Source organism: Ensifer sp. 2TAB8 (genome assembly GCF_052115125.1).
Taxonomy (GTDB): Bacteria; Pseudomonadota; Alphaproteobacteria; order Rhizobiales; family Rhizobiaceae; genus Ensifer.
The window spans coordinates 1,111,553-1,124,807 of sequence record NZ_JBFRGB010000001.1; the positions used below are offsets into that span (position 1 = coordinate 1,111,553).

Consider the following 13,255-nt stretch of genomic DNA (forward strand, 5'->3'; position numbering starts at 1 on the left):
TCCTCGGCTGACAGAGATGGAATCGCGCCATTAACGCTCTGTTAGGGTTAACAGATTATTGCTGGAGTGAAAGTTGCGCCGGTGTTGTCTGAAGTTCAGGTGCGCGAATGCATGCTGGGGACACTCATGGCCAAACGCACGACTTCACCCTTGAAAGCCACTCATTTCCTCCAGGGCGCGGCGATTGCGCTGGTGGCCCTTTCGCTCGCCGGCTGCGCCAACCAGCCGAAGAAGGAGCTGACGACGGGCTCGATCTCAAGGCTTACTAAACCGGTGCAGTCGATGACCGCAACCGAACTTTCGGCGGCGGCTGAGAGCATCGGCCAAGCCTATGAAAAGAACCCCAGGGATCGCGAAGCTGGCCTCAACTACGCCAACCTCCTGCGCATGACCGGGCGCAACGAGCAGGCCCTCGCCGTCATGCAGCAGGTCGCGATCAACAACCCGTCGGACCGGGAAGTGCTCGGCGCCTATGGCAAGGCGCAGGCCGCGGCCGGCCAGCTCGATCAGGCGCTGTCGACGATCAGCCGTGCCCAGACCCCGGACCGTCCGGACTGGAAGCTGAAATCGGCCGAGGGAGCGATCCTCGACCAGCTCGGACGTCCGCAGGAGGCGCGCACGCGCTACCGCGAAGCGCTCGAACTCAAGCCGAACGAACCTTCCGTGCTTTCCAACCTCGGCATGTCCTACCTTCTGACCAAGGACCTTCGCACAGCGGAAACCTATCTCAAGTCGGCAACCGGCCAGCCCGGCGCTGACAGCAGCGTGCGCCAGAATCTCGCACTTGCCGTCGGGCTTCAGGGACGTTTCCAGGAGGCCGAGACGATCGCCCGACAGGAGCTCTCCAGCGAACAAGCGGAAGCGAACGTCGCCTACCTGCGCTCGATGCTTTCTCAGCAGGGTGCCTGGAAGCAGCTGGCCAAGGCTGACAATGCCAAGGCCGCGAACTAGCCGCGCCGCCGCACTGCATCGGACAATCAGTTGAAAAGGCTTGAAACGCTTTGGTCTCTAGCCGTGCGGGCCAAGGCTTCGCCTATCAATGGCGCGATGGCGAGGCGTCTGATGTTGGAGGTTTGACGCTGAGCTTCGGTTTCGCGAATGGAGTCGGTCACGACCAATTCCTTGAGGCTGCTGGCACCAATGCGTTCGCAGGCACCTTCGGAAAGAACGCCGTGGGTGATATAGGCTGAAACATCCGTGGCGCCCGCCTCCAACAACGCCTCAGCCGCGTTGATCAGCGTCCCGCCGCTATCGACGATGTCGTCGATCAGCAGACAGCTTTTGCCGGACACTTCGCCAATAATGTTCATCACTTCCGACACGCCGGCGCGGGGTCGCCGTTTGTCGACGATCGCAAGATCGGTCCCAATGCGCTTGGCGATGCCGCGGGCTCGCGCCACGCCGCCCACATCAGGCGAAACGACCATGAGGTTGCGGACGTCGTGGCGCCCTTCAATGTCGCGGGTCATCACCGGCGCCGCATAAAGATTATCGGTCGGAATATCGAAAAAGCCCTGAATCTGATCCGTATGCAGATCGAGCGTCATGACCCGATTGACACCCGCACCGGCGATCATGTTGGCGACCAGCTTCGCAGAGAGCGGTGTGCGGCCAGTGGCCCGGCGGTCCTGACGGGCATAGCCGAAATATGGGATGACGGCGGTAATACGGCGAGCTGATGAGCGGCGCAGCGTATCCGTCAGAATCAACAGCTCCATGAGATTGCCGTCAGCAGGCGTGCTTGTTGACTGGAGGATATACACGTCCTCGCCGCGGACGTTCTCATGAAGTTGAACGTGGATTTCCTGGTCGGCGAAGCGCTTGACCGTGCAATCGGCCAGGGGGAGATCCAGGTAATTGGCAATGGCTTCGGCAAGGGCGCGGTTGGAGTTGCCGGTCACCAGCTTCATGAGCGCGATCCTGTTTTCAAGGAACCTTCGGGAGCAAGGTTTGAGCTTGCCACACCTTTAGTCGTTTGCGCGCTCAATCACAACCAATCGCGTCCCGCTCTTGCGAAACGATCGCTTTGGTTGTCCGCCCTTGGGCCTGGACCTTGGAAGGCCCCGAAGAGTGCCGGCGCCCTTGCTCCAGAGCTTTCCACGCCCGCGACCAACCTTCAAGCGGGGCGCCTTAGAACTTGTCGGCAACCTGGATGCCAGCAGGCCCGAGAATAACGGCGACCAGAACGGGCAGGAAGAAGAGGATCATCGGCACCGTCAGTTTCGGTGGCAATGCCGCGGCCTTCTTCTCGGCCGCTGTCATGCGCTGATCGCGGCTTTCCTGCGCAAGAACGCGCAAGGCCTGGGCGATCGGCGTGCCGTAGCGATCCGCCTGGATAAGGGCCTGGACGACCGACCTGACCTCGTCCAGGCCGGTGCGGACGCCGAGGTTTTCAAGCGCTGCACGACGCTCGGGCAGGAAGGAAAGTTCTGCCGTCGTGAGTACCAGTTCTTCCGCGAGAGGCTGTGACTGGGCCGCGATTTCGTCGGCGACACGCCGCATGGCCAGCTCCATCGATACGCCGGATTCAACGCAGATCAGCAGCAGGTCCAGAGCATCCGGCCAGGCGCGCCGGATCGAGTGTTGACGCTTGGAGACTGCGTTGGCGACGATGATGTTGGGCGCATAGAAGCCGAGATAGGCGAAACCGATCGCGAAAAAGAGACGCACCATCAACGGCTTCTCGGCAAAGTTGCCGAGCACGAAGATGTAGACGAGCGCGACGAGCAGAAACAGAAAAGGCAGGCAGAAGCGCGCAAACAGGAAGGTATTGAGGGCGTTCTGCGAGCGGAAGCCGGCCATTTTCAAACGGTTGACGGTGTTCTCATCCATGAGTGCAGTGCGCAGGTTGAGCCGTTCGACGATCTGGCGGATGGAGGCGTTGTTCTGGCCACGCAGGCTTGCTCTGCCGCTCTGTACGTCGGCAAGCCGTGCGCGTTCGCGGGCCCGGATCTGCTCCCGCTCGCTGGCGACCGACTTCATTCGCTTTCCAAGATCCCCCCGTTCGAAGAACGGCACGATGAGAGAATAGAAGGTCGCAAGCACGGCGAGTGAGACCAGAACCGCAAGGAGGACGTTCGGATCGGTCAGTGTCTTGATCAGGCCCGTATTCATCGATGCCCCTCAGATATCGAAGTTGATCATGTTGCGCATCACCATGATGCCGACGCTCATCCAGAAGAGGCCGAGACCGATAATCAGGTGACCGCGCGGATCGGTGAACAGGACCGTCATGTAGGCGGGTGACGTCAGGTAGACCAACAAGGCAACGATGAACGGCAGCGCACCGATAATGCAAGCGGATGCCTTGGCCTCCATGGACATCGCACCAACCTTTGCCCTCATCTTCTTGCGTTCGCGCAGTACCTTCGACAGGTTGCTGAGGGCTTCCGAGAGGTTGCCGCCCGCCTGTGCCTGAATGGCGATCACGATCGCGAAGAAGTTCACCTCGGGCAAAGGAATGCTGTTGATCATGCGGGCGCAGGCCTCGGTGACGCTCAAGCCGACCTGCTGGGATTCCACCACACGGCGGAACTCGGTCCTGACCGGCTCCTGGCCGTCAGCGGCAATGAGGCGGAGCGCATCATTGAGCGGCAGGCCCGATTTGATCGAGCGGACCATGATCTCGAGAGCGTTCGGGAATTCCTCGAGAAACTTCTTGCAGCGTCGTTTGACCAGGAAGCCCACAGACCAGCGAGGCAGGCCAAGGCCAGCGATCACGGCGATACCGACACCGATGGCGGGCCCAGCTCCCATGATCAGCGCGACGAGAAAGGCGACGACGCCGAAAAGCGCGCTATACAGATAGAAGCGTCCGACGGACATCGAAAGATCCGCCTGGGTCAGCCGCACCTTCATCGAAGGGGAAGACTTGGCCGAGCGCTCCTGCTGCTTCTTCTCGAGTTCCTTCAACGAATCCTGGACGGATTTGCGCCGCTTCGACAGTTCGCTGACACGGTCACGCGCTGCCTTCACCTTGGCGCGGTCCGTTTCAGCCGCACTGACCTTGCGCACGCGGCCTTCCGCTTTCTTTTCGCTTTCGATACGCGAGAACAATAGGACGTAGGCCAGCGCCGCCGCCGATATGGCGACAAGAGCGGCCAACGCCAGAACGGTGATGTCTATGCCGAACATCGCAGCTCCTAGTTCTTGTCCATGGCGTCAAGGGTGGAGGCCAGGCGTTTGTCCTCGTTGAAATAACGGGCGCGATCCCAGAAATGCGGGCGACCGATGCCGGTCGAGGTGTGGCGGCCAATGATGCGGCCGTTGGCGTCCTCGCCATCAATCTCGTAGCGCATCAGGTCCTGCGTGATGATCACGTCGCCTTCCATACCCACCACCTCGGTAATGTGGGTGATGCGGCGGGAGCCGTCGCGCAGGCGCGACGCCTGGATGATCACGTCAACCGATCCGGCAATGATCTCGCGCACGGTCTTGGCCGGCAGACTATAACCGCCCAGCGCGATCATCGATTCCATGCGGCTCAGGCATTCGCGCGGCGTGTTGGCGTGGATCGTTCCCATCGAGCCGTCATGACCGGTGTTCATCGCCTGAAGCAGATCGAAGACCTCGGGGCCACGCACTTCGCCGACGATGATGCGTTCCGGCCGCATACGCAGGCAGTTCTTGATAAGATCGCGCATCGTGATCTCACCCTCGCCTTCGATGTTCGGTGGGCGCGTTTCCAGACGCACGACATGCGGCTGTTGCAACTGCAATTCCGCCGTATCCTCACAGGTGATGACCCGCTCGTCGGTGTCGATGTAGCGCGTCAGGCAATTGAGCAATGTCGTCTTGCCCGAGCCGGTGCCGCCCGAAATGACGATGTTGCAGCGAACGCGACCGATGATCTGCAAGAGGACGGCGCCTTCCGGCGTTACCGAGCCGAAGCGGACGAGCTGCTCCAGCGTGAGCTTGTCCTTCTTGAATTTGCGGATGGTCAGTGCGGTTCCGTCGATGGCAAGCGGCGGGGCGATGACGTTGACGCGTGATCCGTCCGGCAGGCGGGCGTCGCAGATCGGGCTCGATTCGTCGACGCGGCGGCCGACCTGGCCGACGATGCGCTGGCAGATCGACAGGAGCTGGGCGTTATCGCGGAAGCGGATCTCGGATTCCTGGACCTTGCCGCCGACTTCGATGAAGGTCTGACCGGCGCCATTGACCATGATGTCGGCGATGTCGTCGCGCGCAAGCAGCGGCTCGAGCGGGCCGTAACCCAGCACGTCGTTGCAGATATCGTCGAGCAGTTCCTCCTGCTCGGAGATCGACATCGCGAAGTTCTTGATCGTGATGATGTCGTTGACGATATCGCGGATTTCTTCGCGGGCGCTCTCGGTATCGAGCTTGGCCAGCTGCGACAGGTCGATCGTGTCGATCAGCGCGGAAAATACCTGCGATTTCGTATCGTAGTAGTCTTCCGTTCGCGCCGTGCGGCGCCGGGTCGGCGGAGCGACGGCGGGCTGAACCTTGGGGATCGCGGATGTCGGCTCGCCCAGAACAGGCACGGCGGGCCGTTCGATCGCCACCGGTTGCGCAGCCACAACGGGCGGAGGAACGGCGGAACCCGGGGTGCCGCTCTTGCCGAATCCTTCGTTTCCGCGTTTGCCAAACATCTGCGTGATCCTACGTCCTGTCTACTTCCTGCCGAGTGCGGCGAGCACCTTGCCAAGTCCGCCGCGCCGGGCCTTTTTCATCGTCACCCGACCGGTCAGAAGATGTGCGAGCTGCGAAAACGTTTCGGCCGCCGGCGCCTTCTTGTCGATCTCCGCGATCATCCGCCCGCTGTTCGACGCATTGCCGAACAGGGCCGCGTCAAAGGGAATAATCGCGACCGCTTCGGTTTCCAGCGATTCGCAGAACTCGCTCGCCGTAATCTCCGGCCGCTTCGGCATCCCGACCTGGTTCAGCACCAGATGGGGCGGTTTGTCGTTTGGACGCAGTTTCTTCATTGCGTCGAGCAGGTTCTTGGTATTGCGCAGGCTGGCGAGATCAGGGGTTGCCGTGATCACCAGTTCGTCGGCTTCGCCGAGCACGGCGCGGGTCCAGTCCGTCCACACATGCGGGACGTCAAGGACGGAAACGGGCGCACTGCGCTGCAGTATTTCCAGGATCGGGTGGAACGCACCGGTTTCGAAATCATAGGCCCGGTCCAGCATGGAAGGGGCGGCCAGAAGCGACAGGTGATCGGAGCATTTGGTTAGCAACCGGTCGAGGAACACTTCGTCCAGGCGTTCCGGCGCGAATACAGCTTCGGCAATGCCCTGCGGCGGATCCTGGTCGAAATCGATATTGGCCGTGCCGTAGGGCAGATCGAGATCGGCGAGAATGGTCTCGGTCGAGAAGAGGCTGGAAATGCCCCAGGCGCAGTTGTGCGCGATCACGGACGAACCGCAGCCGCCCTTGGCACCGATGAAGGCGATGCTTCGGCCAAGGGGTTCGGCGTCCGGATCGACGAAGATCGCCGAAACGGCGGTCAGGATGTCCGGCATGGCCACTGGCGCGACCATGTATTCGGAAATGCCGTTGCGGATGAGTTCGCGATAGAGCCCGATGTCGTTGTATTTACCGACGAGGATCACCTTGGTGCTCGGGTCGCAGACCGCTGCAAGCGGCGCCAGCTCGCTCAGAAGCGATCGCGGTTCGGTCGATGTCTCAAGGATTATGAGATTGGGGGTGGATACGGTCGCGAACATGTTTGCAGCCGCGTCGATGCTGCCGCTGTTGATCCGCAGGCTGACCTTGGCCATGCGCCGGTCCTGCCCGCAACGCTCCATCAGCCGCTGCATCGCATTGGTTTCGCAAAAGGCGTGGATCGATATCCGCGGCAGTGGGCGCACCTGCTCCAGGTCGCCCGTACGCACCTGGTCGAAGGAGGGATCGTCCCCCTCGACACCGGTCTCGATCCTGTAATCGATCGTGCTCATATCTCCATCCCGCCGTTGTCAGTTGAAGATGACGACCGGGCCGTCGCTCTTCTCGGTTCCGCGCCAGTCCGTGATCACCTGACCGCGCTGTACCGCGTCGATCGGCGACGTCTGGCGCGGACCGAGGAGATCGGTCGGGTTGGCGAGCTGGGCTGCAAGGTTCGATTGCGAGGCGCAGCCGAAATTGTAGTAGTTCTTGTTTTCCATGGTGTTGAGGTTCAGATCTTCCGGCCAGGTGCCGCAGGGCGCCGTCTGGGCGGTGATCGCAACGTAGCTCAAGCGGATCGGTGCCGCGTCTCCATAGGGTCCGGCGTCGTAGCTGGTCTCGAGCAGGCGCTTGGCCGGGACGCCAGTGGCAACCAGGACGCCGCGAATCTCTCTACGCATTGCTTGGGCCGCACTGCTGTTGGCCGCGCCGCGCGGCATCATGATTTGCACGACGCCGCTTGCCGAATTGCGATAGTCAGAGGCGAACCCGGCGATGACGTCACGCGTGCCCTGGGTCAGGCGGTGATCGCCCGAAGCGATCGGAATGTCGATTGCACGTTCGCCTTCAGCAAGCACGATTGGATGCCTGGTGCGATAGTCGTCCGGGATAGAGCCAGTGGCGAGATTGTCCCTCGTACCGCAGCTCGCTAGGAAAATACCAGCAATGGCCAGCATGGCCATACGGCTCGTGCATCGCATGAAGGCGCTGGATGTGCTCATGGACATGGCATTCGGCCTTTCAGGTGTCTCTTGGGTACCGGTTCGAAGCGTCATGACCCGACCTATTTGTAAATGAAGCCGACATTGCCGTGGTAGCGACCCGCTGGAGCGGCCGCCTCCGGCCGCCCGTAGATGCGGTTCACCCGGCCAAGGAAGTAGCTGTCGAGATCATTGGCCGGATTGAAGTTGTCGTCAGGTCGGGAAATCGCGCTTCTGGCAACGGGACGGACCAGATAGGGCGTCGCGATGATGACAAGCTCGGTCTCGTTGCGCACGAAATCCTTGCTGCGGAACAGCGTGCCAAGGACCGGGATTTTCGCTGCCCCCGGAATGCCCGACATCGCCTGGCGAATATTATCCTGGACCAGGCCGGCAATGACGATCGAACCGCCGGACGGCAGTTCGACGCTGGTCGAAGCCTCGCGCCTGCGGACTCCGAGGAAGGTATTGCCAGGAACGGAGGCTTTGCCGTTGCCGGTCACGACCGACCCCTCATAGGTGGGTTCCGAGACATTCGTCTCGATCTGCAGGCTAATGCGTCCAGGCCCAAGAACGACGGGTTTGAAGTTCAAACGGATGCCATATTCGACATCGTTGACTTCGCGCGCGACCTTGGCATCACCGGTATCCTTGTCGGTCGTGACTTCCTGGACCCCCGCCAGGCGAAACTCACCGCCGACATAGAACTTTGCCTCTTGACCGGAGATCGCCGTCAGGCTCGGCTCGGCAAGCGTTCGCATCACACCCGCCTGCTCCATCGCGTTGATGTAGCTGGAAATTGTCGTGCCACCGATGGTCCCGTTGATCACCGCGTTGGCACCGACGCCAATCGCGTCGCCCAGGTTGGCCGGGTTACGGAAACCGATGCCGCTTTCGCCGTCGCTGACGCGGCCGTTGAAACCGAGCTGCTTCAGCACCTGGCGGCTGACTTCGGCAACCGTGACCTTGAGGTTGACCTGGTCATCGCCGTCGATCGTCAGCAGGTTGACGATCTGCGAAACCTGCCGGTCTTCAGCAAAAATGTCCGCATCGCCGTTGTTGCCCTGGGCGGTAATGTTGCGCGTGGTCGCCTCACCGCCCTGGAGGAAGGCCTTGGCGAGATCGACGGCACGGGTAGAATCGAGCGGCGTTCGCACCGTTCCGGTCAGCACGATGTTGTCCGAGATAATCTCGACGTTGATGTCTGCGTCCGGAATGAAGCGGCGCAAATTCGACTGAAGGTTGGCAATATCGCGTTCAACCTCGATGTCGAGGCTGACGATCTCCTCGCCGTTGGGGCCGAAGACAAAAATGTTGGTCTGGCCGACGGACTTCCCGAAGAGGTAGATACGTCGCGACGTGCGGGTTACAGCGTCGGCCAGCGACGGGTCTGCGACGAGAATATCGTGCGCGTCCGCGGGCAGGTCGACGACCACGGCCTTGTTCAAGCCAAGACTGACCTTCTTCTTTACGCCAGGGCCGCTTTCGACGATCCGTACGACCGACGAAGCAGCCGCCAATGCCGCTGGCGGCGTCGGCAAATACGTGCCAGAAAACGCCAGGCAGAAGGATAAACCGGCTGCGACAGACGCCCGAAATTTGTTTCCGCTCCGCTTCACCTTAAGCCCCGTTCTAACCTGGTTACTGCTGTGATTGGCCGACGGCGCCATCGCTCTTGACGATGGACCCGGATTTGATGACCTGGATGCTCGGCTGACCGTCACCGCTCAACAGGTAGTCTGCGGCGTCGGTATCGGATTCCTGTGCGTCGGCGACGCTTCTAAGCGCCAATGAAATGCGCTCGGCCATCTGCTGCGCGACCGTCATCACCTTCGACTGGTCGGGCGTCAGCTCCAGTGTGGCGGTGGTGCCGACGACGGATTTCGTGCCATCTTCCTTCTCCTCGACCTGCTGGTCGATGGCCAGGACGCGTACATTACTGAGCACTGTTTCGGTCAGGTAGTGTTCGCCATCGCCCTTGCGGACCATGATGACGTCGACACGATCGTTCGGCAGGATGAAGCCGCCGGCACCTGTCGCGACCGTGATCTCGGTCGCGACAGCGCGTTTGCCCGCCGGCAACAGCGACGACATGATTCGATTTGACGAGTCGGCAACTTTTTCATGACGCACCGGCTCGCCGTTGAAGATCGGCAGGCGAACGACGGCTCCGCTCAGATCGTCGATAGCCGACGGCTGACTTTCGTCGGTAATCAGGCCGTCAACCACACCGTCCTTCGGCCAGGCCATCCAGTGGATGGAATCGCCGCCGAGGCGCGATCCGACAGGAAGGCTCTTGCTGGCGACCAGGACGTTGACGGTCGGCGCCCGCTCGACAACGGGCTCTGCGGTCAGCTGCGCCGGAGCGCGCGTCAGCTTCATCGCCAATAGACCAGCCATCGCGGCCGATAGGACGGCCACCGCCAGTATGATGATGCGAACCGGTTTCATGATCGTTTCCGAGCCCCGAAAAAATGCCAGGATCAGATTGATCAGGAATTGGTGTAATTATAGTTAACGGATTACTTATGAGGACAGTTAACGAAAGATGACGCCTCGCACCCCGTGCTAGGAAAGGCGTGCAAAGGCCGCTTCCATCAGTGGGGAAGACGGATAGGCGGCAAAGCCACCGAGCGCTATCGCAATTCCGTACGGAATTTTCTTTGCTGTCAGCAAGAGTTGAGGAACGGGGATGCCGCTCGCAAGTATCGTATCCTCCTGGCGACGCAGCATCAGGATGGCAAGCGTCAGCATGCCTCCGAAAACGGAAACGTACAGGAGAAAAGCAGTCAACGAAGGGGTGAAGCCAAACCAGATGGCGCTGGCCGTCAGAAGTTTGGCGTCGCCGCCGCCCATCACGTTTGCGGCAAACAGGCCGAAGCATACGACAAAGACAGCCAGAGCTGCGGCCAAGTGCTGACCGATCTCGATGAAATCGAGCCCCGCCAACAGCGCCACGACAAAGAAGCTGGCCAGAAGGATCACCGAAACACGATTGGGAATCGTCATGGTCAGCAGGTCCGAAAACGCTGCAAACCCCAGACAAAAGGGAAAAACCACGAAAATGGCAGCCTCAGTCATGGTTCCTGCCTCCAAGATGAGCGCATGTAATCTCCGAATCCCCGCGGGACTCCCAGATAGCAATGGAGCCGCTCTTGAAGCGGCTCCATTTCAGGTCCTTGCGGGACCGGTTCTTTAGATCTTTCCGCTTGTGGCAATATTCGACCCGATCTTGTTGAGCGCGGAATCGAGGGTATTGCCAAGCGTGGATGCACCGGCGATCAGGGCTGCGGAAATGAGTGCCGCGATCAGACCATATTCGATGGCCGTTGCGCCGCTCTCATCCCGCTGCAGGCGACGGAAAATCTTCGCCATGCGAATGTCTCCCCGCTTGAACCGGTCAGTCCGATTAGAGGCCGCTCGTGCTCGTCGTCAGCTTCGTGCCCAACTTGCTGAATGTGTCGTCGAGCGCGTTGCCAAGGCTGCTTGCGCCAGCAATGAGGGCAACCGAGATGAGGGCGGCGATCAGGCCGTACTCGATAGCGGTCGCGCCGGACTCGTCCTTCATCAGACGGGCAAAAATCTTCTTCATGATGATTCTCCTACTTCACAGTTGTTGTTCAGCACTTCCGCCAACTGTTGCCGTTGATCGGATGACCTCAAATTAGTCTTGGCGCATTTCCATCGACTTAAAGAAGGCGGTTACCGACAGGTTAACGATGCGTCCCTGATTTTTGGGTAAACGAACAGAAAACGGCACAGCGACCATCCGGTCTCGAAATGAGCGGTTTAACGGTTCATTCACCAAGACGAGTGAGTATGGCGTGAGCATCACCTCAAGGACCCGCCATGACCATGCCATTCGCGACCGGCCGAGCCGCCCTGTTTGCATTCGTGATCGCATCGCTCGCTCCGGTGGTTGCCGCTGGCGCAGAGAACGACATGATGCGCGTCTACATGGATCACGCGCGTGTGCTCAAACTCGACCGCCCGGTCAGCAAGGTCATCATCGGCAATGCCGAAGTGGCAGACGCCACGGTTGCCGACGCCCGAACCATCGTCATCACCGGCCGCAATTTCGGCACGACCAATCTGGTCATCCTCGACCAGGACGGGAACGCCATCGTCGATGAGCGGATTCTGGTCTCGATAGATGAAGGCAACACCGTGCGCGTCTACAAGCAGACGTCCCGCACCGTGCTTTCCTGTACGCCAAATTGTGAACGGCATGCGGAGCGTAAAACCACAGGTAGCACCAACTGAATTTTATGGGTTTTGACCCGCGATTCGTTAAAATGCACCTGATCTGCAGGAACGAAATATCAACGCTTGCTCCATAATCTGCCGCCCGTCTGGCGTAACATGATGGGACGGCACAATGAGCATCGAGCAGGCAATCGAACGTGCGAGCGAGCCTGATTTCAGGCGAAAAGGCCTTCTGCGCCGCTTCATCCGCAACCGCAAAGGCACGACGAGCATCGAGTTCGCAATCCTCGCCCTGCCCTTCTTCCTCGTGATTTTCGCCTCGCTCGAAACCTTTGCCGCCTTCTATGGCGACCAGCTCCTGGCGAACGCGACGGAGACGATGGCGCGTAAGGTTCGCACCGGCCAGATTACCTTCCAGCGGGGGAAGGCCACAGATATGACTCAGGCGCAGTTTCGCCAGGCCTTCTGTGACGAAATCTCGATCCTGATGAAATGTTCCGCCACCGAAGCCGCGCAACCTTCGCAGTTCTATCTCGACGTTCGCGCGGTCACCGACCTCAGCAAATTTCCCGTAAACATCCCGCGCAAAGCAGGTTCGACAGATATTGATACGGGCGACTTCAAGTTCGCCCCCGGCGGTCCGGGAAGTTTCAATGTGGTGCGTGCCTACTATCGCTGGAGCGTGATCACCGACCTCGTCCGGCCGTTCGTCACCAATCTGCGACCCGCCGGCGCCAGCATGCCGAAGGATTATCTCATGGTGGCGACCGCCACCTTCCGAAACGAGAACGAGTGAGGTTCGCCGTGAAGCAGATTGCGATGCAAAAGAACCTCAAAGCTATTTCCGGTAAGTTTCGTGCGCTGCGACGCGACAGGCGCGGCGTCGGAGCCGTCGAATTCGCGATTGTCGCGCCCTTGCTGATCATGACCTATCTCGGCGCCTTCGAGCTATCTGTCGGCTTTACGGTCGCGGGCAAGACCGCACGCGCAGCAAGTGCGGTCGGTGACATCATCGCGCAGCAATCGGAAGTCAACAAAGCCTTCCTCGCCAACGTGCCGAACATCGCCAAGAGCATTCTGCAGCCCTATGGGAACGCGAACTACACGCTGAAGATCACCGGTATCGAAGTCTCGGGCACCAACGAAGGCACCGTCATTTGGTCGCGCGATCAAGCCGGCGCGGTTCCCTACACCGTCAATTCGAAGGTCGCCCTGCCCGGTCAATTCACGGCCAACAAATCCTTCGTCATTCGGACGGAGTTGACAGTGCCGCATGAGTTGCTGCTCTACGCTCCGAGCCTTGAGGCCCCCGCGAAGACGATAAACCTCTCCAAGACGGCCTACTTCCATTCGCGCCTCGCCCAAGCGATAAAATGCACTGATTGCTGATCGGGCACCTATCCGGCGCAATTGCATTGCACCGTGCGCAGCGTTATCCC

The 13,255-nt window shown here is 60.3% G+C and carries 15 protein-coding genes; 4 read left to right on the plus strand and 11 right to left on the minus strand.

Going from position 1 to position 13,255, the window contains the following annotated elements; all coding sequences use genetic code 11:
* The first annotated feature begins 126 nt into the window (after window positions 1–126).
* Complete coding sequence (locus AB4Z53_RS05550; RefSeq protein ID WP_223726015.1) at window positions 127–951, plus strand: tetratricopeptide repeat protein; 825 nt, start codon at window positions 127–129, stop codon at window positions 949–951.
* Window positions 952–977: 26 nt separating this feature from the next.
* Here the strand turns inward: AB4Z53_RS05550 and AB4Z53_RS05555 are convergent, their stop codons facing one another.
* The 11 genes from AB4Z53_RS05555 to AB4Z53_RS05605 all read right to left on the minus strand — a co-directional run bounded on the left by AB4Z53_RS05555 (window position 978) and on the right by AB4Z53_RS05605 (window position 11,202).
* Window positions 978–1,910 (minus strand): ribose-phosphate pyrophosphokinase, encoded by a 933-nt coding sequence (locus AB4Z53_RS05555; RefSeq protein ID WP_441595156.1) that lies wholly within the window; start codon window positions 1,908–1,910, stop codon window positions 978–980.
* A gap of 220 nt (window positions 1,911–2,130) precedes the next feature.
* Window positions 2,131–3,114 (minus strand): type II secretion system F family protein, encoded by a 984-nt coding sequence (locus tag AB4Z53_RS05560; protein ID WP_113539899.1) that lies wholly within the window; start codon window positions 3,112–3,114, stop codon window positions 2,131–2,133.
* A gap of 9 nt (window positions 3,115–3,123) precedes the next feature.
* Entirely contained in the window at window positions 3,124–4,134 is a 1,011-nt protein-coding gene (locus AB4Z53_RS05565; protein ID WP_441595159.1) for a type II secretion system F family protein, read from the minus strand.
* A gap of 8 nt (window positions 4,135–4,142) precedes the next feature.
* Window positions 4,143–5,612, minus strand: a complete 1,470-nt coding sequence (locus AB4Z53_RS05570; protein ID WP_113539897.1) for a CpaF family protein — start codon at window positions 5,610–5,612, stop codon at window positions 4,143–4,145.
* A gap of 21 nt (window positions 5,613–5,633) precedes the next feature.
* Window positions 5,634–6,923: an AAA family ATPase gene (locus AB4Z53_RS05575; protein ID WP_113539896.1), complete on the minus strand. Its 1,290-nt coding sequence runs from the start codon at window positions 6,921–6,923 to the stop codon at window positions 5,634–5,636.
* Between the two features lie 18 nt (window positions 6,924–6,941).
* Window positions 6,942–7,631, minus strand: coding sequence for a CpaD family pilus assembly protein (locus AB4Z53_RS05580; protein WP_441595162.1), 690 nt, complete (start codon window positions 7,629–7,631; stop codon window positions 6,942–6,944).
* Between the two features lie 62 nt (window positions 7,632–7,693).
* A complete protein-coding gene (locus AB4Z53_RS05585) occupies window positions 7,694–9,229 on the minus strand; it encodes a type II and III secretion system protein family protein (RefSeq protein ID WP_441595164.1) in 1,536 nt (511 codons plus the stop codon).
* A gap of 22 nt (window positions 9,230–9,251) precedes the next feature.
* Window positions 9,252–10,061: a Flp pilus assembly protein CpaB gene (gene cpaB, locus AB4Z53_RS05590; protein WP_291150053.1), complete on the minus strand. Its 810-nt coding sequence runs from the start codon at window positions 10,059–10,061 to the stop codon at window positions 9,252–9,254.
* A gap of 117 nt (window positions 10,062–10,178) precedes the next feature.
* Entirely contained in the window at window positions 10,179–10,691 is a 513-nt protein-coding gene (locus AB4Z53_RS05595) for an A24 family peptidase (protein WP_291150051.1), read from the minus strand.
* A gap of 114 nt (window positions 10,692–10,805) precedes the next feature.
* Complete coding sequence (locus tag AB4Z53_RS05600) at window positions 10,806–10,985, minus strand: Flp family type IVb pilin (RefSeq protein WP_441595166.1); 180 nt, start codon at window positions 10,983–10,985, stop codon at window positions 10,806–10,808.
* A 34-nt stretch (window positions 10,986–11,019) separates the two neighbouring features.
* Window positions 11,020–11,202 carry a Flp family type IVb pilin gene (locus AB4Z53_RS05605; RefSeq protein ID WP_441595168.1) on the minus strand — a complete coding sequence of 61 codons (183 nt, stop codon included), beginning with the start codon at window positions 11,200–11,202 and terminating at the stop codon, window positions 11,020–11,022.
* Between the two features lie 257 nt (window positions 11,203–11,459).
* On the opposite strand from AB4Z53_RS05605, the gene AB4Z53_RS05610 reads away from it, so the two are divergent.
* From AB4Z53_RS05610 to AB4Z53_RS05620, 3 genes are all read left to right on the plus strand, one after another.
* Entirely contained in the window at window positions 11,460–11,873 is a 414-nt protein-coding gene (locus AB4Z53_RS05610; protein WP_057247722.1) for a pilus assembly protein N-terminal domain-containing protein, read from the plus strand.
* A gap of 115 nt (window positions 11,874–11,988) precedes the next feature.
* Complete coding sequence (locus AB4Z53_RS05615) at window positions 11,989–12,612, plus strand: TadE/TadG family type IV pilus assembly protein (RefSeq protein ID WP_441595170.1); 624 nt, start codon at window positions 11,989–11,991, stop codon at window positions 12,610–12,612.
* A 23-nt stretch (window positions 12,613–12,635) separates the two neighbouring features.
* The gene (locus tag AB4Z53_RS05620) at window positions 12,636–13,205 is read left to right on the plus strand and encodes a TadE/TadG family type IV pilus assembly protein (RefSeq protein ID WP_441595172.1); all 570 of its coding nucleotides are present in this window, start codon (window positions 12,636–12,638) and stop codon (window positions 13,203–13,205) included.
* Window positions 13,206–13,255 lie beyond the last annotated feature (50 nt).